This window comes from Trichocoleus sp. DQ-A3 (assembly GCF_039961975.1).
Lineage (GTDB): Bacteria > Cyanobacteriota > Cyanobacteriia > Cyanobacteriales > FACHB-T130 > FACHB-T130.
Genome location: NZ_JAMPKC010000005.1, coordinates 227,993 through 253,222, shown reverse-complemented (window position 1 = coordinate 253,222; position 25,230 = coordinate 227,993). Strand labels below are relative to the sequence as shown.

General features: G+C 47.2%; 22 protein-coding genes. 14 read left to right on the top strand and 8 right to left on the bottom strand.

The annotated features are described in order from the left end of the window. Positions 1 to 6: 6 nt before the first annotated feature. From NDI44_RS11995 to purU, 5 genes are all read left to right on the top strand, one after another. Positions 7 to 1,059, top strand: coding sequence for an ABC transporter ATP-binding protein (locus NDI44_RS11995; RefSeq protein ID WP_190415003.1), 1,053 nt, complete (start codon positions 7 to 9; stop codon positions 1,057 to 1,059). Next, positions 1,060 to 1,863: an ABC transporter permease gene (locus NDI44_RS11990; protein ID WP_190415002.1), complete on the top strand. Its 804-nt coding sequence runs from the start codon at positions 1,060 to 1,062 to the stop codon at positions 1,861 to 1,863. Positions 1,864 to 2,107: 244 nt separating this feature from the next. Next, complete coding sequence (locus NDI44_RS11985; protein ID WP_190415001.1) at positions 2,108 to 3,973, top strand: Gldg family protein; 1,866 nt, start codon at positions 2,108 to 2,110, stop codon at positions 3,971 to 3,973. Between the two features lie 47 nt (positions 3,974 to 4,020). Beyond that, positions 4,021 to 5,076 (top strand): DUF4340 domain-containing protein, encoded by a 1,056-nt coding sequence (locus NDI44_RS11980; RefSeq protein WP_190415000.1) that lies wholly within the window; start codon positions 4,021 to 4,023, stop codon positions 5,074 to 5,076. Next, the gene (gene purU / locus NDI44_RS11975; protein ID WP_190414999.1) at positions 5,073 to 5,927 is read left to right on the top strand and encodes a formyltetrahydrofolate deformylase; all 855 of its coding nucleotides are present in this window, start codon (positions 5,073 to 5,075) and stop codon (positions 5,925 to 5,927) included. The genes NDI44_RS11980 and purU overlap by 4 nt, the downstream gene beginning before the upstream one ends. A gap of 27 nt (positions 5,928 to 5,954) precedes the next feature. Here the strand turns inward: purU and NDI44_RS11970 are convergent, their stop codons facing one another. Further along, positions 5,955 to 6,800: a hypothetical protein gene (locus tag NDI44_RS11970; protein ID WP_190414998.1), complete on the bottom strand. Its 846-nt coding sequence runs from the start codon at positions 6,798 to 6,800 to the stop codon at positions 5,955 to 5,957. Positions 6,801 to 7,235: 435 nt separating this feature from the next. On the opposite strand from NDI44_RS11970, the gene NDI44_RS11965 reads away from it, so the two are divergent. The 5 genes from NDI44_RS11965 (at position 7,236) to NDI44_RS11945 (ending at position 9,982) form a co-directional block, all read left to right on the top strand. Further along, the gene (locus NDI44_RS11965) at positions 7,236 to 7,403 is read left to right on the top strand and encodes a hypothetical protein (protein ID WP_199299415.1); all 168 of its coding nucleotides are present in this window, start codon (positions 7,236 to 7,238) and stop codon (positions 7,401 to 7,403) included. 100 nt (positions 7,404 to 7,503) lie between these two features. Beyond that, positions 7,504 to 7,875 (top strand): hypothetical protein, encoded by a 372-nt coding sequence (locus NDI44_RS11960; RefSeq protein ID WP_199304963.1) that lies wholly within the window; start codon positions 7,504 to 7,506, stop codon positions 7,873 to 7,875. Then, positions 7,868 to 8,038 (top strand): hypothetical protein, encoded by a 171-nt coding sequence (locus NDI44_RS11955; RefSeq protein ID WP_339380794.1) that lies wholly within the window; start codon positions 7,868 to 7,870, stop codon positions 8,036 to 8,038. Before NDI44_RS11960 ends, NDI44_RS11955 begins: the two co-directional genes overlap by 8 nt. Before the next feature lie 334 nt (positions 8,039 to 8,372). Continuing rightward, positions 8,373 to 9,032: a sigma-70 family RNA polymerase sigma factor gene (locus NDI44_RS11950; protein ID WP_190414997.1), complete on the top strand. Its 660-nt coding sequence runs from the start codon at positions 8,373 to 8,375 to the stop codon at positions 9,030 to 9,032. A 386-nt stretch (positions 9,033 to 9,418) separates the two neighbouring features. Further along, on the top strand, positions 9,419 to 9,982 hold the full coding sequence (locus NDI44_RS11945) for a Fis family transcriptional regulator (RefSeq protein ID WP_242030352.1): 564 nt from the start codon (positions 9,419 to 9,421) through the stop codon (positions 9,980 to 9,982). A gap of 56 nt (positions 9,983 to 10,038) precedes the next feature. Here the strand turns inward: NDI44_RS11945 and NDI44_RS11940 are convergent, their stop codons facing one another. Then, on the bottom strand, positions 10,039 to 10,452 hold the full coding sequence (locus NDI44_RS11940; protein WP_190526719.1) for a gamma-glutamylcyclotransferase: 414 nt from the start codon (positions 10,450 to 10,452) through the stop codon (positions 10,039 to 10,041). A 428-nt stretch (positions 10,453 to 10,880) separates the two neighbouring features. Between NDI44_RS11940 and leuS the strand changes: the two genes are divergently transcribed. Further along, positions 10,881 to 13,451 (top strand): leucine--tRNA ligase, encoded by a 2,571-nt coding sequence (gene leuS, locus NDI44_RS11935; RefSeq protein ID WP_190414995.1) that lies wholly within the window; start codon positions 10,881 to 10,883, stop codon positions 13,449 to 13,451. 362 nt (positions 13,452 to 13,813) lie between these two features. Next, the gene (locus NDI44_RS11930; RefSeq protein WP_190414994.1) at positions 13,814 to 14,395 is read left to right on the top strand and encodes a TIGR00730 family Rossman fold protein; all 582 of its coding nucleotides are present in this window, start codon (positions 13,814 to 13,816) and stop codon (positions 14,393 to 14,395) included. A gap of 224 nt (positions 14,396 to 14,619) precedes the next feature. Here NDI44_RS11930 and NDI44_RS11925 read toward each other — a convergent pair whose 3' ends face one another. The 3 genes from NDI44_RS11925 to NDI44_RS11915 all read right to left on the bottom strand — a co-directional run bounded on the left by NDI44_RS11925 (position 14,620) and on the right by NDI44_RS11915 (position 16,983). Continuing rightward, positions 14,620 to 15,198 (bottom strand): hypothetical protein, encoded by a 579-nt coding sequence (locus NDI44_RS11925; RefSeq protein ID WP_190414993.1) that lies wholly within the window; start codon positions 15,196 to 15,198, stop codon positions 14,620 to 14,622. A gap of 309 nt (positions 15,199 to 15,507) precedes the next feature. After that, entirely contained in the window at positions 15,508 to 15,729 is a 222-nt protein-coding gene (locus NDI44_RS11920) for a patatin-like phospholipase family protein (protein WP_190414992.1), read from the bottom strand. A gap of 468 nt (positions 15,730 to 16,197) precedes the next feature. Beyond that, a complete protein-coding gene (locus tag NDI44_RS11915) occupies positions 16,198 to 16,983 on the bottom strand; it encodes an SDR family oxidoreductase (protein WP_339380793.1) in 786 nt (261 codons plus the stop codon). Between NDI44_RS11915 and NDI44_RS11910 the strand changes: the two genes are divergently transcribed. Beyond that, a complete protein-coding gene (locus tag NDI44_RS11910; RefSeq protein WP_242037165.1) occupies positions 16,943 to 17,092 on the top strand; it encodes a hypothetical protein in 150 nt (49 codons plus the stop codon). The two genes, NDI44_RS11915 and NDI44_RS11910, sit on opposite strands and share 41 nt — an antisense overlap. 126 nt (positions 17,093 to 17,218) lie before the next feature. On the opposite strand, the gene NDI44_RS11905 is transcribed toward NDI44_RS11910, so the two are convergent. Continuing rightward, on the bottom strand, positions 17,219 to 20,677 hold the full coding sequence (locus NDI44_RS11905) for a lipoxygenase family protein (protein WP_190414990.1): 3,459 nt from the start codon (positions 20,675 to 20,677) through the stop codon (positions 17,219 to 17,221). Positions 20,678 to 21,934: 1,257 nt separating this feature from the next. Here NDI44_RS11905 and NDI44_RS11900 point away from each other — a divergent pair. After that, a complete protein-coding gene (locus NDI44_RS11900) occupies positions 21,935 to 23,281 on the top strand; it encodes an NB-ARC domain-containing protein (protein WP_348235281.1) in 1,347 nt (448 codons plus the stop codon). 9 nt (positions 23,282 to 23,290) lie between these two features. Here the strand turns inward: NDI44_RS11900 and NDI44_RS11895 are convergent, their stop codons facing one another. Both NDI44_RS11895 and NDI44_RS11890 read right to left on the bottom strand, forming a co-directional pair. After that, positions 23,291 to 24,823, bottom strand: a complete 1,533-nt coding sequence (locus tag NDI44_RS11895; RefSeq protein ID WP_347276915.1) for a family 10 glycosylhydrolase — start codon at positions 24,821 to 24,823, stop codon at positions 23,291 to 23,293. A gap of 270 nt (positions 24,824 to 25,093) precedes the next feature. Beyond that, positions 25,094 to 25,228 (bottom strand): hypothetical protein, encoded by a 135-nt coding sequence (locus NDI44_RS11890; RefSeq protein WP_277877665.1) that lies wholly within the window; start codon positions 25,226 to 25,228, stop codon positions 25,094 to 25,096. Positions 25,229 to 25,230: the final 2 nt, after the last annotated feature.

The following is a 25,230-nucleotide window of genomic DNA, read 5'->3' as shown; positions in this document are numbered from 1 at the left end:
CCCATAATGATCGAAGTTGAAAATTTAAGCAAAATCTATGGCGCGACCCCAGCCATTCAGGATGTCACCTTTAATGTGGAACCTGGGGAAATTTTGGGCTTTTTGGGGCCGAATGGTGCCGGAAAAACGACAACCATGCGGATTTTGGCGGGATATCTACCCGCTTCCAGTGGGACTGCCCGGATTGCTGGGTACGATGTGCATGAAGATTTAATGGCGGTACGGCGGCGGATTGGATATTTACCGGAGACGCCACCTTTGTATCCTGACATGAGCGTGGAGGGATTTTTGCATTTTGTGGCGCGGCTAAAGGGGGTTCCCGGACGCGATCGCAAATCCCAAGTAAATTCAGCAATGGAACGCTGCAACCTCACCGAAAAACGCAAGGTACTCATCCGCAAGCTTTCTAAAGGCTTCCGCCAACGGGTTGGCATTGCCCAAGCGATCGTCCATGACCCACCCGCGATTATTCTAGATGAACCCACGGTTGGTCTCGACCCTCGCCAAATTATCGAGGTTCGCAACTTAATTAAAAGCCTTGCCGGTAGCCACACAATCATTCTCTCTACCCATATTTTGCCGGAAGTTAGCATGACTTGCAGCCGAGTGGCAATTATCAATCGCGGTCGGCTTGTGGCAACGAATAGCCCAGAAAATCTGGTAGCACAGCTAGCGGGCGGATCGGGCTATGAGTTGGAAATCGACGGGGATGTAGAAGCTGTGCAACATATGCTCTTAGTTTTGCCCGGAGTTCGTTTTGTCGAATCCATCCCCAGCCAGGAATTACCGCCCAATCGCACTCTTATCCGTGTAGTATCAGAACCGGGTACAGAACCGGCGCGTGATATTGCTGCGGTTTTAATTGGGGCGGGGGTGGCATTGTATGAAATGCGACGCACTCGCGCTAGTCTTGAGGACGTGTTTATCGAACTGACAACCCAAGAAAAGGTCGTCGATATGGATACGGATGAAACCGATGGCAATGGGACATCCCCTCCCTCGCCAGCAGAAGCTGCTGCCATTGTTGCCACAGATGAGCAATCTGGAGGAGTTGAATAAATGGGCGTAATTATTAGTAATATTTTGGCGATTTATCGCAAGGAATTGCAGGGCTATTTCGCTTCGCCGCTGGCATATATCGTCGCGGGTGCTTTCTGGTTTTTAGCTGGATTATTCTTCCTCACTGCATTGCAAAGTGAGAGCGATCGCGCTTTGGATATTTATTTTCAAGGACAGCAAATTGGCGCACCCGTTCCCCCCATCGATGTCGCCTATAACACCCTCCAAAGCTTTCTGGGGGCAATGTTTTTTTTATCGTTATTTATTTTGCCCATTCTCTCAATGGGGCTGTATTCCGAGGAACGCAAGCGAGGGACTTTAGAGCTATTAGCCACTTCGCCAGTCACCAACTGGGCGGTGGCGGTGGGTAAATTGTTGGGGGTAGTGACATTTTTTATCACAATGGTGCTGCCGTTGCTGGCATACGAAGCGATCGCTTTTAATGCATCAAGCCCACCCCTACCCCCGGCGGTGCCGCTATTGGGTCATGCAGCATTAATCTTGGTTGCCGCTGCGATTCTTAGCTTGGGAATGTTTATTTCTTCCCTCACCGAAAGCACAATTTTGGCAGCAATTCTTACCTTTGTGCTAATTTTATGCTTCTCGCTGATCGAGCTTTTAGCGAAACTGACCGGCGGCGTGTTAGGAGAAGCATGGAATCATTTATCCTTAGTCAAACATTACAACACCCTAGTACAAGGTGTGGTTGATACCAGCAGTTTGATTATGTTTGCAAGCTACATTATCTTAGGCGTGTTTCTGACTGCTCAATCTATCGATGCCTTGCGCTATCAGCGTTCTTAAATTGACGAATGGCGAATCGCGAATGGAGTGGTTGCGATGAGAAGACCGAATGCGTGAGATGCAAGTAGCCCACACCTTAAAGGGTGGGGCTTGCGCCTACAAAGACCGCCTTCGAGGTTTCCTGCATCTCGATTGAACAGATCGGCACCCGCAAACCTATCATTGATGAACTGTTACCTAAGCTAAACACTTACCTAAAATCTATTGGCAGCAATTACCAATTACCAATTACTGATTAGCCAACATGAAAACCATTAATTGGAAGTATTTAAAATATCTCTTTTTGCTTGGCCCAGTTCTAACAATTACGGGTCTAGTTGCTGGATTGGTATCCAGTAGCTGGGGTTCTGTGCCCGTAGGTTTAATCGTTGCTGGAGTTGTAATTATTGGGTTATGGCTGCTATCTTTGGGCGGTTCGCCAAATGGCTTTTGGGGACGCCGGTCAACTCAGGCGGGAACCAATGCTCTAGCAGCAACACTGGCGGTTTTGGTGATTTTGGGGCTGATTAATTTTCTGGGTGTTCGCCGTGTTGTGCGAGTGGATTTAACGGAAAATCAGCTATTTACCCTTGCCCCCCAGTCGCAGCAATTAGTGCAAAATTTATCGCAGCCAGTCAAGTTGTGGGTATTTGAAGAAAATCCGAATCCTCAAGACCAACAATTGTTGGAAAATTACCGACGATATGGCTCTCAATTTAGTTTTGAATTTGTCGATCCGCAACTGCGACCCGGACTGGCTCAAAGGTTTAACCTTCAATCTCTAGGGGAAGTTTATCTGGAATCGGAGGGACGACGAAAGCTCATCCAGACAGTGAATCCGCAGCGCGGGGAGAGCCTTTCAGAAACAGTGGTGACGAATGCGATCGCCCAAATTACGAGCGATCGCGTTGGCAAGGTTTACTTCCTCCAAGGTCACGGCGAACGGCCCTTACAAGCGGCGCAAGGAAGCATCTCTCAGGCGGTGACTAGCCTAGGAGAGAAAAGCTACACCACTCAACCCCTAGATTTGGCGAAAACTCCAGGAATCCCCCAAGATGCTGACCTCATCGTCATTGCTGGCCCCAAACGGGCACTGTTTGCAGCTGAAGTCACCGCTTTGAGCGATTACCTGAAGCGCGGCGGTAGGCTACTGGTGATGGTAGACCGGAATACCAATCCCGGTCTGGATAACTTGCTTAAAGATTGGGGCGTGAGGCTGGATAATCGTCTTGCCATTGACTTGTCCGGCGGTCAGGCGGGACTGAGTCCGGCGGTGATTATGGTGACGCGCTACGGTCAACATCCGATTACTAAAGATTTTCAGGATGGTCGTTCTTTCTACCCGTTTGCACGACCGATTGAAGTGACTCCCATCGCCGGTATCCAGGCGACGCCTTTGCTGGTGACAAATGACCAGAGTTGGGCTGAGAGCAATCCCGAAAGCGATCGCTTGCAGTTTGATCCCGAAAGCGATCGCCAAGGGCCTTTAATTCTCGGCGTCGCCCTAAGTCGCGTCTATCCTCCCCAAAGTGTGTCTGCACCATCCCCAACTCCAACAGCAACTCCAGGGGCGACTCCAGGAGCAACCGCTAGCCCCACCCCCAGTGCGTCCCCAAGCCCAACAGCGACGACATCAGCTTCTCCCAGCCCAACCGCAACTGCTAGCCCCAGCCCGTCCCCAACTCCAACGGCGACGACATCAGCTTCTCCCAGCCCAACCGCAACTGCTAGCCCTAGCGCGTCCCCAACTCCAACGGCGACGACATCAGCTTCTCCCAGCCCAACCGCAACTGCTAGCCCTAGCGCGTCCCCAAGCCCAACCAACTCACCGGCAAAGACGGCAAATGCTGACCAAAAACCAGCAGAATCCCGTCTAGTTGTCCTCGGTAATTCTGATTTTGCTAGCGATGGTTTATTTGAGCAGCAACTAAATGGAGATGTCTTTCTCAACTCCGTCAGCTGGTTAAGCAAACAGGATGAGCAACTTTTATCCATCCGTCCCAAAGAAGTAAAAGACCGTCGCATCAACTTGTCCCAAGACCAAGCCAATCTAGTGGGTTGGATAGCTGTGTTGATTATGCCCTTAATCGGGTTCCTTACAGCCGGACTGGTTTGGTGGTTCAGACGTTAGTAATTTCAGATTTTGGATTTAATCTAAAATCAACTCGCGTGTTGATTATGAAGCTAAAACGAACAACTTGGATTCTGATACTATTGGCGCTGAGTTTGGGGGGATTCGTTTATTTTTATGAAATTAAAGGTGCCCCCCAGCGAGAAGCAGCACAGGCAAAACAAAAGGAAATCTTTTCTTTTGAAAAAGACCAGATACAGGCTTTGACAGTTAAAAGTCAGGAACAAACGTTGAAGTTTGAGCGAGTCACGCAGGAAGCTGTGGACAAGACGAGTATTTCTCAATGGCAGATGAAATCGCCCAGCGACGTCCCAGCCAGCGATCCATCTGTTTCATACCTGCTAAATTTACTGGTAGATGGCAAGAGCGATCGCACCCTCTCCATCTTCCCTAACCAGCTACAAGAATATGGACTCGACAAACCCCAAGCGACGGTAGAAGTAAGGCTAAATAATCAGCAAACTCATCAGATAATTTTGGGGAAGCCTAACTTCAATAGTAGTTTCTTGTATGCTCAAGTTGACCCCCCCGCCCAGACCCCTCAGCAGCTAGAGGTGCTTTTAGTCCCGATAGACTTCGAGTATGGTGTAAAACGCCCTCTGTCAGAATGGAAAGCCAAGGAAGCGGTTCAAAAAAATAGTCCGGATAAAACCTCTGACAAAGCAACACCCTCTCAGTCACCTCAGCCGAGTCCTTCTCCTTCCCCAGCAAGTAAAAAAGATACTTCCGGCAAAAATTCTGACAAAGCAACACCCTCTCAGTCACCTCAGCCGAGTCCTTCTCCTTCCCCAGCAAGTAAAAAAGATACTTCCGGCAAAAATTCTGACAAAGCAACACCCTCTCAGTCCAATAAACCTAGTCCCTCCCCCTCTCCAAAAACTACTAAAAACCAGCCTGCTGAAAAAGCAACACCGTCTAAGTCAGATAAGCCGACTCCTTCTCCTTCCCCAGCAAGTCAGAAAGATACTGCGGACAAAAATTCTGACAAAGCAACACCTGCTAAGTCACCTCAGCCCAGCCCCTCTCCTTCACCAAAAAATAGTAAAACTGAGACTTCAAAAACCGAAAAGTCACCTCAACCTAGCCCCTCTCTCTCACCATGAACAGCCCCACCGCAACGCTGCTAGTTTCCTGCCCCGATCGACGAGGATTGGTGGCAAAAATTGCTAATTTTATCTACGCTAATGGCGGTAATATTATTCATGCCGATCAGCACACCGATTTTGCGGCTGGGTTATTTCTCACCCGAATTGAGTGGCAGTTAGAAGATTTTAATCTACCGCGTGAGTTGATTGGCCCAGCATTTAACGCGATCGCGCAACCTCTACAAGCCAACTGGCAGTTGCACTTTTCCGACACAGTACCCCGGATTGCCATCTGGGTAAGCAAACAAGATCATTGTCTCTTTGACCTAATTTGGCGTCATAAAGCAAAAGAATTCTCCGCCGAAATTCCACTAATTATCAGCAACCATCCCGATTTACAAGATGTAGCCGCTCAATTTGGCATCGACTATCATCACATTCCGATTACCAAAGAAACAAAATCACAGCAGGAAGCCAAACAATTAGAATTACTGCGGCAATACAACATTGATTTAGTTGTGCTGGCAAAATATATGCAAATCGTCAGCCCTGATTTTATTAGTCAATTTCCGCAAATTATTAATATTCATCACTCATTCTTACCTGCATTTGTAGGAGCTAATCCCTACCACAAAGCCTACGAACGCGGCGTCAAGATTATCGGGGCAACGGCTCACTATGTCACCACCGACTTGGATGCAGGCCCAATTATTGAGCAAGATGTAGTGCGAGTCAGTCACCGGGATGAGGTTGACGATTTGATTCGCAAAGGCAAAGATTTAGAGCGAGTGGTATTAGCGAGAGCAGTGCGATCGCATTTGCGAAATCGTGTGCTGGTATACGGGAATCGGACAGTAGTGTTTGAGTAAGATATTGCTTACTCAAACACCATAATTTTACTGTTTATTCCCAGATTGAGGCTTTTCAGGAAGACCGAATCTTGACTTCCGTTCTACATCTCTGATTCCTGTAGGATCGAAGCCAATCGGTACTTGATTCAATTCTGCTAATTTTTGGTCAACATAAAGAATAAACCGACTGGTTTCTGGGCGACTAAACTCATTCGGCTTTTCCGGTTCTGCACCAACTGTTGCACCAGTTGCTAAATAGCTGAGTACCTTATTTCTTAGAGAGACGTGTGCGATATATAAATCCCGGCTTGCCGTACTATTTTCATTTTGCCTAAAAATTCCCGGTAAATCACCAAAAAATATTACAGAACCAGAGGCGACAATAAAGACGTTAATCACAGCATTATTGACTCTATCCCAGCCCTTTTTACTAATAAAGAACAAACAAATTCCTGCAACTAAAGCTGAAGCCGATGTCAAGGAAATTGAGACGTAGTATTGCTGGTAGAAAAAAGTCATAATAGTCGCGTATCGATGACTTCGTGCCTGAATTTCTTCAAATTGCTGCTTTAGCCTCGTTTTTTCATCTTCTGAAGCATTTTTTATTCCTTCACTAAGTGGAGTAAAATTCTGTGTAGCTCCCAGCCATTCATTTGCCTTTTTACTCGCAGACCATTGCATTGAAAAGTAACCAATGCCAATTAGCATTAGCAAGCTACTTGTGAGCAAGAGATGTCCCAAGAGAGTTGGTTGTTGATTTGCACCGGTTTCAAATTTTTTTAAAAAAAATTGCCGGAAACGGTTTCCTTTCTGCGTTGAAATTTTTTCTTCGTTTTGTTTGATGGAAGTTGCTTCTAGCTGTTGATTGTCTAACTTATTAGTTTGTGTCATTTTTAAAACCTCTGTAAAAGTATAAGGTATCGTGCTTAAGTTACCTGTTTAAACTTGTAAATTTTGTGTTAAAGGCGATTGAATTTTTCTCGCTCTTATACTGTACAAAAGATACGATCGCGTTCCTACAAGCGGTTTCCTGGCAACGTTTTGTGCCTGAAACTGTTACGCTGGTCGTTGCTTGACAACAGTTTTAACCTGGTTTAGGTAAGAAGTCTACTGATAAAAGTAAAGAATAAGCTTGCAGCAAGTTAGCTATCCACATACAGGCAAGACCGATTGTGGTTGAATAAACAACCAGAAAGAGTAGGTAAGAAGTCTACTACCAAAGGTAAAGAATAAGCTCGCAGCAAGTTAGCTATACAGCTAGCCAGTGGCAGTGATGACTGCACTGTAAAGTTATGGGATGTCAGTACGGGGCGCTGTGTCAGAACTTTGCAAGGGCACGCGAGTCAGGTTTGGGCACTTGCCTTTAGTCCCGATGGTCGCACCTTGGCGAGTGGCAGTGACGACCGAACGATAAAGCTATGGGATGTCCACACGGGTCAAGCTTTGAGAACTTTGTGGGGGTATACAAATCGAGTGCGGTCTGTTGCCTATTGACCTGGGAGTAAGATTCTAGCGAGTGGCAGTGGGGATTCTACCGTGAGATTGTGGGATGTTTCGGACGGTAATTGCCTGAAAATATGCCGATACCAACTGGGTGTTGTCGGTTGCCTATAGTCCTGGGGGTAAGATTCTAGCAAGTGCTAGCTGCGATCGCACTGTGCGGTTGTGGGATGTTAGTAGCGGTGAATGTCTCCAAACCTTACAGGGATCTCCCAATTGGGTACTGTCAGTCGCGTTTAGTCCAGATAATCAAATTTTGGCGAGTAGTAGCGATCGCACTGTCAGGTTGTGGGATGTCAGTAGCGGTGAATGTCTCCAAACCTTACAGGTGTCTACCAACTGGGTTTGGTCAGTTGCTTTTAATCCGGAAGCAAAGACTTTGGCGACTGGCAGTGGCGATCGCACTGTGCAGTTGTGGGATGTTAGTAGCGGTAAATACCTAAAAGCTTTCCAGGGATATATCTAATGGAGTTTGGTCAGTTGGCTTCAGCCCAGATGGACAAATACTCGCGAGTGCTGGACAAGATGAAATGATTAAGCTTTGGGATGTAGCGACAGGCGAGTGCCTGAACACCTTGACAAGTGAAAGACCCTACGAAGGCATGAATATTACTGGTGTTACAGGTTGAACAGACGCGCAGAAAGCGATGCTGAAAGCGCTGGCGGCAGTAGCGTTGGAATGATATTTTCCTCATTCTCTGAAATACTGCGTGAATTATATTCGCCTCTAAACCCAATTAGAAATGACTTTCTCCTAAATCGCCCCTGTCCTTCTGCCAGTTTGCCCCTCTTTTCCGGATGAAGTGTTACAAGTTCGTATTTATATGAATAACTCCCGACGTTGTATCCTTCGATTCGCTAGATTGGTGTAGAACGCCATTTAGCATTCCGCCGCAAGCGGGAACCATTGTCAAAGTGGCAGCGTCTTGGAGGGTTAGGATGTTTTAACCCCTATATCCATCCATGACTCAATCGATTCCTGTATCCTGGTCAACAGCTGAAGCAACGGTTTCTCAAGCGCCGGTGCAACCTGAAAAACTGTCAAACTACGATCTAATTCTGCATTGTCAGGCGGGGCTGCGTCCTGACCGCGCTGCCTTTGCCGAACTTTTGCGCCGGTATCAGTCTCATGTCGATAAGATTTTGTACCATCTGGCTCCAGATTGGCAGGATCGGGCAGATTTAGCTCAAGAAGTCTGGATTCGGGTTTACCGCAATATTAAGCGGTTGCAGGAGCCAGTCAAGTTCCGGGGATGGTTGAGCCGGATTGCCACGAACCTGTTTTATGATGAGCTGCGTAAACGCAAACGGGTGTCTCATCCGCTGTCGTTAGATGCACCTCGCATGATGGATGACGGCGAAATGGATTGGGAAATTGCATCTGACAATCCAAGTCCCGACGAAGACATGACGACGCGGGAATTTTATGAACAGCTGCATGAAGCGATCGCCGATCTGCCAGAGGTGTTTCGCACTACCATCGTCCTGAGAGAAATCGAAGGCATGGCTTATGAAGAAATTGCCGAAATCACAGGTGTCTCCCTGGGAACGGTAAAATCTAGAATTGCTAGAGCGCGTCAGCGCCTGCAATCTCAGCTGCAAAACTACCTAGACGGAAATTAATCTAACTTAGGGATAGAATCTGGTTTCAGCTATTCGGTGGATTCGTACCTCCGGGGTTGCCGATTATCTTTAAAGCAGTAGGATAGCCTTCCTTGTTCGCTGAAGTGCTGCAAGGTGTGGCTTCCAAGAAACGATTTCAGATAGGTCGTGAAAAAAGGGTAGATTTTTACTGGGTGCGATCGCTTGCTAAAAACTAGACTAAGCGTAAATCGTTAAGTTCACCCTTGGTTGTCACGGATTAAGTCAGCTCCCCATTACTTGTGTTTTACTTCTTGGCAAAACAGTTAAGATTGTAATGAAATACAAGTTTCTACGTATATACTGAATGTGGCAAAGATTAGTGACTGCTCTGCTTTCCTATTGTGTGACTTGCTGGTGATGTGAAAATGACCTCTGATTTGAACAATCGTAAGGATTCTGGACAGCGGTGCCCTGCAAACGCACAAGTCTCTAAGGAGATGGATATTTTGCAACGCGATCGCTTTGAATTGCTCAGTGCCTACTTAGATAGTGAAGTAACCGCTGACGAGCGCAAACAAGTTCAGGAATGGCTTAAAAGTGACCCCAAAATGCAGTGTTTGTATACCAGACTGGTGAAATTACGCCAGGGTTTACAAACAATTCCCGTTCCAGAGTCCGAGCAATCAGCAGAACAGGCTGTTAATCAAGTTTTCGGACGCATCAACCGCCGCCGCTCCCAACGGGTTGCTGCATGGGGTGGCGCAGCGATCGCAGCTTTGTTTGTCGGCGCTTTGTCAGGAATTCTTCCGGGTAATCACTCCCTGAGTCCCCAACTAGCAAAAGCTCCCATTTCAGAGACAGCAGCAGAGCCTTTGATGGTTGCCCTGAATCATCCCGCAGTGGAGATTCCCAAAGCAGCAGTCGCGGCTCCAGAAAAATTTGTGAAGCCATCAGTAGATGGATCTGACGCCAAGGGATATCAGAATTAATCCGCTTTGACTTAAAAAATATTGAGCAATGAGTGATGAGTTTTGGAATGAACTCATCACTCATTGTTTTTTAAGCGGCTCCACCATCCAGAGGTCAGCAGAATCCCTTTTTGGCGTCTAACCCGATCAACGCTCATCAAGTAAGCCCAAGCTATTGCTAGTGGCTGCCCAGATGGTTTATAGGTCTCAATTTGATGCCGGTTATATTCATTTTGTGCCTCTGGACGGCTAGGGTCATAGCCTTCCAGATTATCCAATTTCTGTAACACAGTTGAATCGGGAAAAGTGAGTACAAACCCGTGAATTTTTGCATTGCCAGGGATCATTGCGGGATACCCTGCTGGGAGGGAAAAAAGTTCGCCGAATGCGATCGCTCTTTTTTCTTCCACCACCTTTCCAGCACAGTATCGCTCGTAATTGCACTCTCCCGGTTTCAAAGTGCCGTAAACAAAAACTTGTAAATTATTCAAAATGTACTTGTGATAGATATGTGAAAGATTGCTGCTAAAAAAAATATTACTCTTCCTGGATATCACAATCTCAAATGATTGATTAAATTCTATTCTTTCTCTTTCTTGGCGTTCCAGAGCGCTAACACGCATGACTATAGCTCTTCGAGCATGGCAACGCGATCGCTAGTGGGTTCTAAGGGCAAAGCGCAGGCTCTGCAAACACAGTTTTTTCAAAAAATCTCCACTCAATCAAATAGGATCGCGATAAACACTGATTATCCTTAGTACAGTTCAGCTCCTATCTGCGTAGGATGTGGATATCTTCGGCGTCAGCAAAAAACAAAAAAATTTAAATCGATAGTGTAGCCTACCGTCCAGACTATGGTGAACAATTATGTCAGAATATTGAGGCAAACACGATTACTAATCCAGCAGGAGTTTTTTCCGTGGAGTCCCGTTACAACCCAGCAGCAATCGAGGAAAAGTGGCAACAGACTTGGGCAGAACAAAGCTTAGATCAAACCCCCACAGATAGCACTAAGCCCAAGTTCTATGCTCTGTCCATGTTCCCCTATCCATCGGGCAGCCTGCACATGGGACACGTCCGCAACTACACCATCACGGATGTGATTGCCCGACTCAAGCGGATGCAAGGGTATCGCGTACTCCATCCGATGGGTTGGGATGCCTTTGGTTTGCCAGCCGAAAATGCTGCTATTGACCGGGGCATTGCTCCCGGAAAATGGACTTATCAAAATATTGCTCAGATGCGGCATCAATTGCAGCAGTTAGGGCTTTCAATTGACTGGAACCGGGAAGTTGCTACCTGTTCGCCGGATTATTACAAGTGGACGCAGTGGCTCTTCTTGCAGTTTTTAAAAGCCGGACTAGCTTACCAGAAAGAAGCCGCCGTCAACTGGGACCCCATCGACCAGACGGTGCTGGCAAATGAACAAGTCATCGACGGCAAATCTTGGCGTTCCGGTGCCAAAGTCGAACGGAAAATGTTGCGGCAGTGGTTCCTAAAAATTACCGACTACGCCGAGCAATTGCTCAACGATTTGGACAAATTGAGCGGATGGCCCGAACGAGTCAAGTTGATGCAGGCGAACTGGATTGGTAAATCCACTGGCGCTTACCTAGAATTTCCGATTGTCGGGTTGGATGAAAAAATTGGGGTTTTCACCACTCGTCCCGATACCGTCTATGGCGTGACTTACGTGGTGCTAGCGCCAGAACATCCTTTGACTGCCAAAGTGACAACTCCAGACCGAGAAGAGGCGGTAGAAGTATTTATCCAAGAAGTAGCCCAACAAAGCGAATTGGAACGCACCGCAGAGGATAAGCCAAAGCGCGGTATTCCGACTGGCGGGAAGGCGATGAATCCTTTTACGGGAGAAGAAATTCCCATCTGGATTGCCGATTATGTATTGTACGAGTACGGAACTGGCGCGGTGATGGGTGTTCCAGCCCACGACACGCGGGACTTCCGGTTTGCTAAGGAGCAGAATCTCCCCATTCAGGTTGTAATTGTGCCGCCAGGGGATGATGTAGAGACGGGAAATTTTGGGTCTTTACAGCAGGCTTATACCGAACCAGGAATTGTGGTGAATTCAGACCAATTTAATGGGATGGATTCAACGGAAGCGAAAACAGCGATTGTTCAATACGCAGAAAAACAGGATTGGGGGAAAGCGCGGGTGCAGTATCGCCTGCGGGATTGGTTAATTTCGCGGCAACGTTATTGGGGGGCACCCATTCCGGCAATTCACTGTCTCAACTGCGGTACGGTGCCAGTTCCGGATGAAGACTTGCCGGTTCGATTGCCGGAAGAGGTAGAATTCACGGGTCGCGGGGCGTCTCCATTGGCGCAGATGGAAGCTTTTGTTAATGTTCCTTGTCCCTCTTGCGGCACCCCAGCTAAGCGGGAGACGGACACGATGGATACATTTATTGATTCGTCGTGGTATTTCTTGCGCTATCCCGATGCGAAGAACGAACAGCAAGTTTTCGACCCAGCAAAAACCAATGACTGGATGCCCGTAGACCAGTATGTGGGCGGGATTGAACACGCGATTTTGCACTTGTTATACTCGCGGTTCTTTACCAAAGTTTTGAGAGACTGCGGTCTTTTAAACTTTGACGAACCCTTCCAACGCCTGCTAACTCAGGGCATGGTGCAGGGCACTACCTACAAAAATCCTGCCACTGACAAATACATTCCAGCGGCACAGGTAGATCCAGCCGATCCAAAAGACCCAGAAACGGGGGAACCGTTGCAAGTCTTCTATGAAAAGATGTCCAAGTCGAAGTACAACGGCATCGATCCAGAGGAAGTCCTCGGCAAGTACGGGGCAGATACAGCGCGGATGTTTATCTTGTTCAAGGCACCCCCAGAAAAAGATTTGGAATGGGATGATGCCGACGTTGAAGGACAATTTCGCTTCCTCAACCGCGTCTGGCGACTAGTGGCAGAATTTGTCGCGCAGATCCCCCTTAGCTCCCCTGACAAAGGCGGGGAGATGAATAAGGGCGAAAAAGACTTGCGACGGGCAATTCACGGTGCGATTCAAGCCGTTACGGAAGATTTAGAAGGCGAGTATCAATTCAATACAGCGATTTCCGAGTTAATGAAGTTGAGCAATGCTTTAGCTGACGCCAAATGCAAAGACTCGCCAGTATATGCCGAAGGGATAGAAACTCTGATTCACTTGATGGCTCCCTTTGCCCCTCACATTGCTGAAGAACTGTGGCACACAATCGGTCACAGCGATTCGGTACACACCCAAACTTGGCCTACCGTCGATCCGGCTGCCTTGGTGGTCGATGAAATCACGCTGGTGATTCAAGTCATGGGCAAAACCCGTGGGGCGATTCAAGTGCCCGCTGATGCGAATCGGGAAGCTTTAGAACAGTATGCCCGCGAGTCAGAAGTTGCTCAGCGGTTCATCGAAGGCAAGGAAATTAAAAAGGTGATTGTAGTGCCTGGAAAGTTAGTGAATTTTGTGGTCGGTTGAAAAGAGAGGCTACGCGATCGCCCTCTTGCCATCTCGGTTCAGAAAAAGAGTGCGATCGCAATTCCATTCAATTATCAAAGCTTCCAGTCTTCTTCAATAATCTTCGTGCTTGAACTGCTCAAAGTCTTTGGGTGAAACTTGTTCTTCAGCAGCTGCCTGACCAATCTTGCTCTGGACTAGATTGCTCTGGAATCAGAAGAAAGTTTTGATAACTGGTTGCAAGTCTAAAAATCACCCATTCAGGTAAGTCAGCTGGGTGAAGTACTCGAGTGTCTGGGATAAGAGAATTTGGTGTTACGCAAGGCACGATGTCACATCAAATGTTTTGGTAAGGTTTATTAGGAGTTGGGGTAGCGATCGGGATGAAAAGCGTATGCATTTTTTGCGGTTCCAATAAAGGCTTACGACCCGCCTACGCGGAGGCAGCCCAGCAAATGGGTGAAGCGCTAGCACTCCGAGGAATTAGTCTAGTCTACGGTGGTGGAAATGTTGGATTAATGGGAATAGTTGCCGATGTGGCACTAGCAGCAGGAGGTGAGGTCATTGGTGTGATTCCTAAAGCCTTAGTGGACAAGGAAATTGCTCACAGGGGTCTAACCGATCTGCGAGTTGTTGGTTCAATGCACGAGCGCAAAGCCTTAATGGCAGAACTGTCGGATGCTTTTGTGGCACTACCAGGAGGCTATGGAACGTTTGAGGAATTTTGCGAGGTGCTGACTTGGGCACAACTAGGCATACACCAAAAGCCATGCGGTCTGCTGAATATCGAGGGTTATTATGACCACCTGATTGCGTTCTTCGATCGCGCAGTTGGCGAAGCGTTTTTGCGTCCTCAGCACCGTTCGCTTGTGCTGGAAGAGCAGGAACCGATGCTACTACTTGATACGCTGGCTGGATATCAACCGCTCTTAATCGATAAGTGGATTGGTCTTAACGAGACTTGACCAAGAAGGCGCTAGTGCAGCGACAGCAAAGTAACTGACCACTTCCTGGAAACGAGGGGATGAGGGGGTGAGGGGGTGACTATCAACTGATCACTTACTTCTGCCGTGATGCACTAGGGAGTGGGGCTAGAGCGTTGGAAAGAGAAGACGACTAGACCAAGGTGGCAGAAATAACCCAGAGGGTGAAATTCTCCTCCTCACCCTCTCACCCCCTCACCCCCTCATCAGCGCTGGAACTGGGAAACTAAGGCTTCAACTTGATCTACGCAGTCGATAGATGTCACTGAGTTTGGGTCGATGTTTGGCGGTAATTTCAGCTGCTTGAAGCGTTTCTTTGTAAATGAGGTTGTATAGCGGTGATAGGTGAGCAACTTGCGGTTGAAGTCCTCAACCGCCTGGGAGGGTGACGTTTCAGGACTTGAGCTACCTGTTTCTAACGGTTGCATTCCGTTAATGGAAGGTACGGAAACATCTGACAGCTCACGATTAATCTGCTCGGATCTAGGTGTATAGCTAATCAGCTTCATTAAAACGTTTTGCTGTACGTTTGTGTCTTCCATTAAGTCTCCGATTGCATAGCCCGCCCAGTTGAGCATCGTATATTTTTTTGCCTCACCTAACTTAATCGACTGGTTACTGAACCCTGTACCAATTGAAATCAGCAAGAGGTTATCGGTACCCGTTTCCCAACCAATTCCATATTCTTTTTGAGTTGCTTCCACAAACAACTGGAATGATGGGTTGTTAAACATACTCACAGCACCATCAACAAATTCATACTCTTGATTGCCGACAGCAAACATATGAGGCGGGAAAAAAGTTGGTGCAGCAGAACTTGCTCAAACGATATGCCAGAGTGGAATTTTGCTATTACTCTTGAAGAATTGGTTATTTGGATGGTTAACGAGGAACCAGGCTCCATCAGTTGTTACATTCTTGGAAACAATCATCAAGAGTGTTTTCAGTTGATCCGATCCAAGGGTGATGTCACCTAGAATAGACTTTATATTTTGCTCTAGCGGCCCTGAATCGTACTTTGACCACAGTTGCCCGAGCAGCCAACGTTTACTAAACATTGTCTGAGCATCGTTATAAAAAATATCACGCAATGCTCACGCTGACATTCCTTTAGCGAGTCCTGCTGCTAAAATTGCACCTGCACTCGTGCCGCCAATGAAGTCGAAGTAATCAGCCAAACACTTCCAAGGCGAGTTAGGTTGGTTGCAGAGTATGTCTTCTAACTTAATTAGAATTTCAGCAACGATCAATCCGCGAATACCGCCACCATCCATTGACACTAAGCGCTTGGGTCGTTTTAAATTCAATTTGTTCAAGGTTATTGCTTATTCCTTATTTAAGGATTTTTTTTAAAAGTCAAGTGAAAAAAATAATATCCCACGGCTTTAGATTGCATATGTATTCGGTTATAATTGGTGTTTTTAGAGCCATTAAATTATCAATTTTCAACGTTTTAACTGAGTCCTAAAAAATATTTTAAATTAAGTTTATCTCGGCTTATACCTTGTCTCTTGTTGCTAAAAAGCATTTCCTCTTGAGCGGTAACTAAACATCACTTCTGGATGTTGGTAATCGAGAATAGGTAATGGGTCATTAAGGAAACCAATTACCTATTACTAGCCACTAAAAGAAGGATTGATTTTAACCACATTGCAGACCTGCTCTGGCTATGCCAGTCAGATTAAAGTTCGTTGAAGTTATCGTGTGACGGTGGCGCGATCGCAATTTCTACCAATCATGGAACGAGGGAAGAATTGCGTCGCAGGTGGTGTTTGAAATCCTCTTCAAGGGAGCCGATCGCCTGAAAACTCGACCACCGAATCGCCCGTGGGATCGACATATTTGCTTGAGACAAGACCACGGATGAGGTCGGATGTCTGGTATCTGAAGTGTGGCACATCGGCGGTGGCAGCTTCGGTAATGACTTTTGCGATATCGTCACCTGTCTGCCCTATTGTGGCAAAGACTTGCTCCGTTGCCGCGAGGTATGCATCGAGCATCTTACTATATGCTTCGGGAACGGGTTGCTGCAAATTTGCCCTAGTCTCTAGGACGGATGCGACGAACTCCGTGTTAATCGCGCCCGGTTCGATCAGCGACACACAGATACCGAGGCGTTTAACAACGGGAGCAAGACTCTCCATAAAACCCTCGACCGCAAATTTAGCGGCGCAATACGCATCGTTGAATGGGTGCCCAATGAGACCGCCGACGCTGGTAACTGTAATGATTCGCCCCGAACCGGCAGAGCGCATCAGCGGTAGGACAGCTTGGGTGACACGCCAGACGCCGAAAAAATTGACATCCATTGTTTGATTTAGATCGTCAATCGATGTTTGCTCAAGGGTTCCCAGGTAGCCAGCGCCCGCGTTATTGACAAGCACATCGATCCGACCGTAATCGCGGACAACAGAATTTACGCACTCGGCAATGGAGGCTGCGTCCTGAACATCCAGTCTACGCACGTCGAGCGTAACATTCTCCGTCTTCGCTCGCGTTTCAAGAGGATTACGCTTTTCAAGGTTACGCATGGTTGCAACGACGGTGAAGCCTGACTGTGCCAGCAACACCGTCGTACTCAATCCGACGCCCGATGATGTGCCTGTAATGAGTGCGATCCGATTCATTATTTTCCTCCGTGAATCCGTAATACTACTGCCCGTTTTGTTTGCCAGCTAACGATAATAATCAAACTGACTTAGTTAGTCTAATCTCCCTAATCCAGTTCGACATAGCTTCATTGCACAACTTAGTAGAAGGCGCTTAAGTGCCTTCTACTAAGGTTTTGTGCTATTTACCTAAGTTCTAGATATCGATACTGGCAGCAATTCGCTTGGGTGACAGGTAGGGATAGGGAGTTTTGCCTTCCTTTTGCAACCGATGGTTCCGCTGCTCAATCTCCACGTCTATAAGATTGAGCTTCGCCATAAAAATAGCGTGGATATCCGAGAACTGCTCGTTTTCTAACGGTAGTTGGAACAGTGGATTTAACGATGGGGTTGTGAGCAGGTAAGAGAAAGAAACTTCAAAGTGAGAGATTGCAAGGTTCTGTAAAGCATCCATCACGTATTCCATTGTGATGTCACCTTCAGTCTCAGGCATTGGCTTATCTAGGACGTTGGGTCGGTTGGGGATATACGATAAGTATTGCTCTTGAGAGAAGTTGACTGCCGAATGCTGGGCGCTGGCTAGAAAAATAATGTTGGTTAAGGTTTTCACCAGCAGCTCCCGCGTTTCAATAGCAACCGGGAAACCGGGAACATCTCCACGTGCCGGATCGGCAGTTTCCTGTGCCCAAGCTTGGATAACTTTATCGGCTGCGACTGCGGCATCATCCTGATATACAGCTGCTACGACATCACCAACATACTCAGTATAGGCATTCCAAATTTTAAAGCCATCGTCGCGGAAATAGTAGTTTTCAACGCCGTCCGAACCCTGCTCATCAAATCCGCGTGATAAGAGTTCTTGCGGGAAGCTCATCCCAAAAAAGTCCCACTTCTTCAATGCCTTCAGAAATAGCTGCATCGCTCCCGCCGTGCCCGTGGCGAAGGTTTCATTGGTAAAAGCAGCAGTGTAAGAAACTAAAGTTTGACGAGCAAAGAAGTTGATGCCGATGGTGTCTTCAAAGTGGGGCTTCAGCAGTTGACCAATCGGGTGATCTTTAGGGAAAGCGTTGTGATAGCTGATAGCAAAAGGCTCTACAACCAAGTGCGTGAAGCCCAAGTGGTAAATAAACTGGTGGTACTGGTTGTCAGCGCAGGTTGCATGCATCTTCGCTAACAAATACTTGTTGGGATTAGACGAGTTAGGAGTGTAAACCTCGTTTTTACGATCTTTGTGGCGCGTCAGTTGGATACCGAGAATGTTAAGTCGGGACTTACCATCTTCCAATAGTTCCCGGTATACCAACACGAATGCGGGATAGAAAACTTTACTGCCAAGTTGAGGGATATCTTCTAGATATCCGTAATCCAGCAAGAACAACCGTTTTTGGGCGATCAGCTCCGGGATAGTTTTTCCTTGCGCCGTCAGGTGTGCCATGTCTTTGGGGATAACACTTTCGTCCGTGCAGAGTGTAATGCACATCGGGTTAACCCCTTGGATCAGCTGGCGGCAGAATTCCAGATCGTCCTTCCAAGTTTTGGGAAGGTTATATGGGGACTTGATCCAGCCATCGTAGAAAGCTGTCCAGGGATCGCCGCCCTCCTGCTTGATCTTCTGTAGCCTTTGTAAAAATCCTACCTGCGAATAGAGGTATTCGTGGGCACGCTGCGTAATTAATCCCAGTTTCTGTGGTGGTAGTGCTTCTCCTGGCGGTAGACCTTTCACCATCCGTGGCAAGTTCTCCATTGCCACATCTGGTGCATCCTTCCGACGAGGATACCTTTGATATTCATACTTTTGATCTTCACCGCCAGCATACTGCTGCACGATTTCCAAAGCTTGGTCCTTAACCTCGTTCAAAATGTTGGTGAGGAATGCGATCCAGTGTTGCTGCTCCATCTCTTTGGTGTCGGGCAGTTTTTCCCCTGATTCCAGGTTCATCTGCAAGGAAACAACAATCTCTCCACTCTCGGTACGCTGTAGTGGTAGCGTTTTGCGCGTTACTTCACCGGATTTCAACTCGTGCAGATTAACTTCGGCATAGCCAATAAAGTCATCTTTACCGAGGTTGGCGTCCCAAACGGTGAAACGCAGCATGCCCTCAATGCTCACCACGTCCAAGGTGAACTTTTGATTCCATGAGGGGTTGCAACTCTGGAAATGAGTCTTGGATGCTTGTGGCTTTGCCTCGTCAAGATCGATTACGACATAAGGATCGGGATTAAACAAGCCTGTTTTATGCAAATGTTTGCCGCTAATCAGTTCAACTTCCAGCTTGCCAATACTGGGATTAAAGAACTTATCGAGTGATTTAATGGCTTCGGAGTAAGTTTTCTCCTGACCGCTGGTGATTACTCCGGCAAACAAGGGGTTGCTAATTTCACTTTGGGCAGACCAATGAACCACAGTCTCGGTCGGACTCTTAGCTGACATCTCGACAGTGGTGAGGGCACTTGTGATGGGGAAACTGGGTTTGACTTCGACAAAGGAGTATTTCAAGATGTGGTTTTGGTCGTCGCGCATCTCCAGACGCTCTTTATATTCGCGGTTTGTAAAAGTCTTGAAGGAGCGGACAGCCCCGACTTCATCTTTGCCGGGGGCATCCAATTTAACCCATTCATAAATGGGCCACCATTTCATAATCTCCTCACCAAAGGATTTGAAGACATCCCAGACTTTGTCGATGGGGGCGCGAACTATACCTGTTACATCTGCGCTGTAAGTCATTTTTTTAGTGTCTTCCTTGTTTCTAGTGTCAAATTGTGATTTGATCCACTCAAATCGCTGGTTGAACATTTTCTCGATGTTGGCTTTGAGCTGCTGAGCATCTACCCCCTCTTGTGGGATAAAGATGTTGTCATAGTTCACCTTAGTGACTTCGGCATTCACCTTAGTGAGCTTTACCGTACCCCTGTAGAGATTGACAGGCATTGAAACACTCTTAGTCATCTCGTAAACCAAGGTTCGCTCTTCGTCCGAGCGAGACACAAGGGTCTCCTCCACAACTCCACCGTTCGGGAAGAGGATCTGCCGCTTATTGCCCGGTCCCATGTTCACCCCGGTGGCGTATTGTACCCACGAGACATCCTGCCAATTGCCAACAACAGCCCACAACTTATCTACGGGGCAGTGGACATCAAACTCGAAGGAACATTTAATGCCGTCTCTTTTTAGAACGAAATTGGTGACTTCAGGAATGCGGGTTGGCAGAAAGTGCTCCATGATTTCGAGTGCTTTTGCCCGCTCTTCTCGGTTCTCGCTCCGCATCACGACGTCGAAAGTCAGCGACGCTTCTGGACCCGTCTCAGTGTCGTAGACACGTGCGGTAGCTTCGTAGAACGTGAACAGCACATTCGGCTCTGGAATTTCGATCTTCCACACGTGGTTTTGATCGTCCTTGACAACCAGCCGTTCGCGAGTGATCCCACCCCCAAACTCGAATCGGATGATGGCTCCTACGCCGTTTTGCGGTTTTCCATTATCAGTTTCCAGTTCGGTATTCTCGTGTGCGCCCAGAACTTTCTGTAACGAGAGGTAGTCGTCGAACCCTGACCAGAACTGGTTTACCGAAAGGGGTATTTTCTGGACACTTGTTCGCGAGACGTGTTTGCCGAACTCTAGGTCGTCTGTTGAATTCAAGTTGCTTGCTAAGGTCATGGTGATGTCTCCATAAGCGATTGCGATGGGCTGGTTATAACAGCAAAGGTCATAATTTCAACATTCTTGAGGTAGCTACACAACCTGTGATTTGGTTTTCGCTTTTCTTACACACTTATTCGAGCGCACCAACGAGGAAACTATAAGTTTCCTTGGCTACGATCTATACTGGGAGGTTGAAACAGTTGATTTATCCTCTTTTGTTCTAACTCCTGTCTTTTTCAAAGGTCAGCACAACTGTCTGGGTTTAGTACTAGTTTCCCGATCTGCTAGGGCATTCATTTGTAAAGCAAAGTATCGCGGTGATGAGAACAGATGCGGGTACGCAAACGAAGTTGATATCGTTTCCAGACTCGCAACTACAATACCCACTTAATAACTTCTGCGAGCCTAATCAAGCAAAAATTTCATATTTTAGGCAGATGCGGCTTGCGTTTAGGTTAAGTTCAGCATGGCTTTTCAAACCAGTCTGTGCAACCGAAGTTTAGGAACTTAAGTACCGAACTTAAGAATTTTTGGGAATAAACTTTCAAAAGCCAGATCCAGTATTGATTTCAGCTTTTTCAAAATTGAGCAATTAGCAAAGGTTAACTGGTTAGAAGCTTAAAAAATCTTTAAGTTTTTAAAATTCTTAAATAACTTTGCTGAGCTTGTAGTCAGTATGGTAAGTTATTAACTTTTATAAATCATTAGATAGATTTTTTATTAATTTTTTTATAGTTAACAAGAGCTGCTGCTAACAAATCCCTCCGACTCTACAGACAATAGGCGGAACTGGGGTTTTTTATTATACTCGCCCCGCATCTTTTTAATTAAGCTTTTGTATTGGCTCTAACAATTGAGTCAGTCCGGACAGAAAAACTAAACCCTATTTTTCCTGCTATTCTTATTTTTTTGAGATGAAACTTGAGGAAAAGTATTACACCAATAATATTTGAGCCACTTACTCTTCCAACTGATTTAAAAGTTACACGTTAGGGCGTTTGTTATTATATTTTATGTTGTCAGGAGAATAAAACGTCTATCTTCTAGCCATATCTATCGTTTATCTCAAGCTAGAGATAAGCGCGAACAGTTGTGTCAGTACCCTGCATATCTGATTCGGGTAAATAGACTTGGCATTTTGCAGCAATAGCACAACCACTTCGTTTCCCTTGCCCGATAGATATATAGCCATAACAAATGAGCATGAAAAATTCAGTGAAACAGAAACGCAAGCGCGGCGTAATTCTAACCGCTCAAGGCTTTGAGAAACTTGTGACCGCAAAATCTGAAGCGGAAAGTTGCAAAAACTCGGACAAACATTACACCCTCGAAGCTTTAAGTCGTCGCACTGGCTTAGATTCAGATACGCTGATGAAAGTATTTGCTTGTGAAGTTGGAGTTGACAAGAGAACCTTGAGTCGCTGCTTCAGAGCTTTTGATTTAGAGCTGGAACAAAGTGATTACTGTTTAGCAGGTTCTCAGATTGAGGCAGTTGAGGAGAGAGTAGGTGCAACTGCTAATGTTCGACAAGATTGGGGCGAGATCCCTGAGTGTGGCGTTTTCGCAGGACGAGAGGAAGAACTGGCAACCTTAACGCACTGGATTTTGTCGGAACGCTGCCGACTGGTAACGCTGTTAGGAATCGGCGGAATCGGAAAAACCTGTTTGTCGGTGAAACTAGGCCATCAAATTCAAGATCGATTCGAGTTTGCGATCTGGCGAAGTCTACGCAATGCTCCGCCCATCAACGAGATGCTAGCAGAGCTAATCCGATTTCTATCAAATGAGCGGGAAACTGATTTACCGGCAACGGTAGACGGGAGAATTTCGCTACTGATTCGTTATTTAAAGCTTTCTCGCTGTCTATTGGTATTCGATAATGCTCAGACAGTTCTGCACGGGGGCGATTTGCCAAAGACTTCCTGGCGCTATGGCGCTGGACACTATCGCGAAGGCTATGAGGATTATGGTGAACTTTTGAAACGGGTAGGAGAAACACCCCATCAAAGTTGCTTGGTGCTGACGAGCCGGGAGAAGCCAAAAGGTATTGGATTCCTGGAAGGAGAAACTTTACCCGTTCGAGTCCTGAAACTAAAAGGCTTGCAGGTAGCACCAGTACAGGAAATATTGAGGGGTAAAAGTTCTTTATGGGGTTCGCCGAGCGACTGGAGCCAGCTAATTGAATACTATGCAGGCAATCCATTGGCATTAAAAATTGTCTCGACGACGATTCATAAGTTATTCCACGGGAATATTTCTGATTTTTTAAACCAAAAAATTACAGTGTTTGGTGAGATTCGCAATCTTTTAGAGCAACAATTTAAGCGGTTGTCCGAGACGGAAAAGATAATTATTAACTGCCTCGCCCTGAGTAACCAAATCCTTTCATTCTCACAATTGCGGGAGAAGATACCGCCCTCGATATCACCGCAAAAACTGCTAGAAGCCTTGGAATCATTGGAAGAGCGATCGCTAATCGAAAAAAAGGCTGCATTTTTCTTTTTGCAGCCTGTGGTTATGGAATTTGTAAGCGACCAATTAATCGAAGAAAAAATTACCCAAGTGCCGCTGCGAATCGTGTCTAGTGACGAGTATCCCAGATTTGCGGCTAGGAGCTAAAAGCGATCGCTAGTTGGCACCACAGAACTTGCGATCGCGGTCTACTTCCGGTTCTTGCCAGGAAAAGGCAAAATGGCTGATTGAATTGACTTGCGGTGCCCCAGCGCGGATCGCTTGCATCTGCTGTTCTAAGGACGGACGAGAATTGAAAGACTTGCCCCAAGCCCCCGCTAGTACGGGTGAAACCTGAGTGCCGGGTGGCGCAAGACTCAAAACCCGCTCAACTTGCGGGACAATGCAGCTGGTGTTGCCGCAGGTTGCATAGGACATCGGATGCCATTCCATATAACTGGGAAACCGATCCCACGGTTGCACTCTCGAATCATACCCCCCTTGACCGACGGTTTGATTCCCCTCCGGGAAAAACACTGCCCCCGTGCGGATTCTTTGTCGCTGGGCGGGGAGGCTGGCTAACGCCACAAAGTCTACAACGCCTTGAGCCGCATGGGCAACACTCAGTTGCCACAACTCCCATTGCAGCCGGGCTTGGCGCTGTGAGGCGGTTGCTTTCATTTCGTCGGCAGCGGGGTTGCGTCCCTGCCAGAGGGGCGATCCCTCATCTGGGTAAAGTTTATCCACCCCTGCAACATCGCCAGCGCTAATGAATCCCTTGGTAATATATCGCTCGATCAGTTCTCGTCCCTTATTGTTGAGGGCGCGGTCATACAAAGCCTGTCGAGAACCATCTCCGTAAATCCATAAATCTTGGACTTTCGTTACCACGGAAGCACTTCCTGACTGGCGGGGATACCGAATGTAATCAAACAGCACTCCATCGGGGCGGCGACGAACCACCTCTTGAACCAGCTGGTAATAGTCTCGTTTTGCTTGGGCGTTGTAAGGATCGATGAAGGCTTGAGAACCGTCCTCCGTGACCGACAAACTGGTTTTTCCCATACCATCGCGGGCTAGCGCTTGCTGCCGATCGGGTCGCTGGGAGTAGGAGTAGCCAAAGTTCATGGCGAACATCCACGCATAGACTTGCATCCCCCGTTCGCGCCCTTTGTTAATCGCTTGTGCGAGCAAGTCTACTTTCTCAGCGCCTGGAGTTCTGATGACAGAAGGCCAGGGTGTGGAATTTTCTGCCTTAGGCAGTAGCACCTGACCGTCAGAAAAAACTTCGACATAGACCTGGTTATAGCCCCGGTTAACCAAGCGATCCATTAATTCATCTAGTGCCCCAGGACGGATGTCACAAGGATACAGGCGCAGCCAGATTGCCTGTACGCGGGGCCAAGTTTGCTGACGACACTGCTGCAAACTCTCTGCGTGTTTTTTCAAGAGCGTTCTGTAGCGACCTTGGGAATCCGAGTTTCCCTTTACGGCTGAAACACGCAAACTTTCTTTTTGGGCGATCGCATCTGCTGAAAGCTGGCAATATGCCTTTGTTTGAGCTAGAGCGGGTTGCGAACCCAAGTAAGGGTTGATAAGACTACTACTGGTCAGAACTGCTGCAACTAAACCGCGATAGACACGCTGCCAAGTTTGCGGCAATCTTAACGATGCCTGACCCACGAACTTCCTCCTAAACACCAATCTCATAGAACTGTTAGACATGTCTACCCATCAGACGAAAGGATGGAAGATAAGGTGTCATCCGAACCGATTTCGCTGGTTGAGCATCATATCAGCACTTGTCTGAGCACTTGTCAATTGACTCTATACACAGATTTACCCGCTTTTCCGGCAAATCTCTGCTTTTTAGTAGAAATAGGCACCCCTAAGATCGACGATACCAACTGCCACGTCTGTTGTCATTTGGGCTTTTCAAACCAAAGCCCAAACAGGATTTCAAGATTTTATCTTCTGAAATTAAAACAAAATGGCGTAATCTGTCATTGCTTTGTCTGCGGCGCTTGGTCTGTAGCGCTTTATCTGCGGCGCTTTGTCTGCGGCGATCGCATCCGCCGTCTGTGCTGCGTGTTGCAGCGGATGCGATCGCTCCACTG

Excerpts from the sequence above, each read along its gene's own strand:
- NDI44_RS11970 (WP_190414998.1), bottom strand. The coding sequence starts at position 6,800 with ATGACACAAACTAATAAGTTAGACAATCAACAGCTAGAAGCAACTTCC.
- NDI44_RS11910 (WP_242037165.1), top strand. The coding sequence starts at position 16,943 with ATGGTTGCAACGACGGTGAAGCCTGACTGTGCCAGCAACACCGTCGTA.
- NDI44_RS11905 (WP_190414990.1), bottom strand. The coding sequence starts at position 20,677 with ATGACCTTAGCAAGCAACTTGAATTCAACAGACGACCTAGAGTTCGGC.
- purU (WP_190414999.1), top strand. The coding sequence starts at position 5,073 with ATGAACAGCCCCACCGCAACGCTGCTAGTTTCCTGCCCCGATCGACGA.
- NDI44_RS11945 (WP_242030352.1), top strand. The coding sequence starts at position 9,419 with ATGACCTCTGATTTGAACAATCGTAAGGATTCTGGACAGCGGTGCCCT.
- NDI44_RS11895 (WP_347276915.1), bottom strand. The coding sequence starts at position 24,823 with ATGAGATTGGTGTTTAGGAGGAAGTTCGTGGGTCAGGCATCGTTAAGA.
- NDI44_RS11995 (WP_190415003.1), top strand. The coding sequence starts at position 7 with ATGATCGAAGTTGAAAATTTAAGCAAAATCTATGGCGCGACCCCAGCC.
- NDI44_RS11930 (WP_190414994.1), top strand. The coding sequence starts at position 13,814 with ATGAAAAGCGTATGCATTTTTTGCGGTTCCAATAAAGGCTTACGACCC.
- NDI44_RS11980 (WP_190415000.1), top strand. The coding sequence starts at position 4,021 with ATGAAGCTAAAACGAACAACTTGGATTCTGATACTATTGGCGCTGAGT.
- NDI44_RS11950 (WP_190414997.1), top strand. The coding sequence starts at position 8,373 with ATGACTCAATCGATTCCTGTATCCTGGTCAACAGCTGAAGCAACGGTT.
- NDI44_RS11990 (WP_190415002.1), top strand. The coding sequence starts at position 1,060 with ATGGGCGTAATTATTAGTAATATTTTGGCGATTTATCGCAAGGAATTG.
- NDI44_RS11985 (WP_190415001.1), top strand. The coding sequence starts at position 2,108 with ATGAAAACCATTAATTGGAAGTATTTAAAATATCTCTTTTTGCTTGGC.
- NDI44_RS11925 (WP_190414993.1), bottom strand. The coding sequence starts at position 15,198 with ATGTTTGCTGTCGGCAATCAAGAGTATGAATTTGTTGATGGTGCTGTG.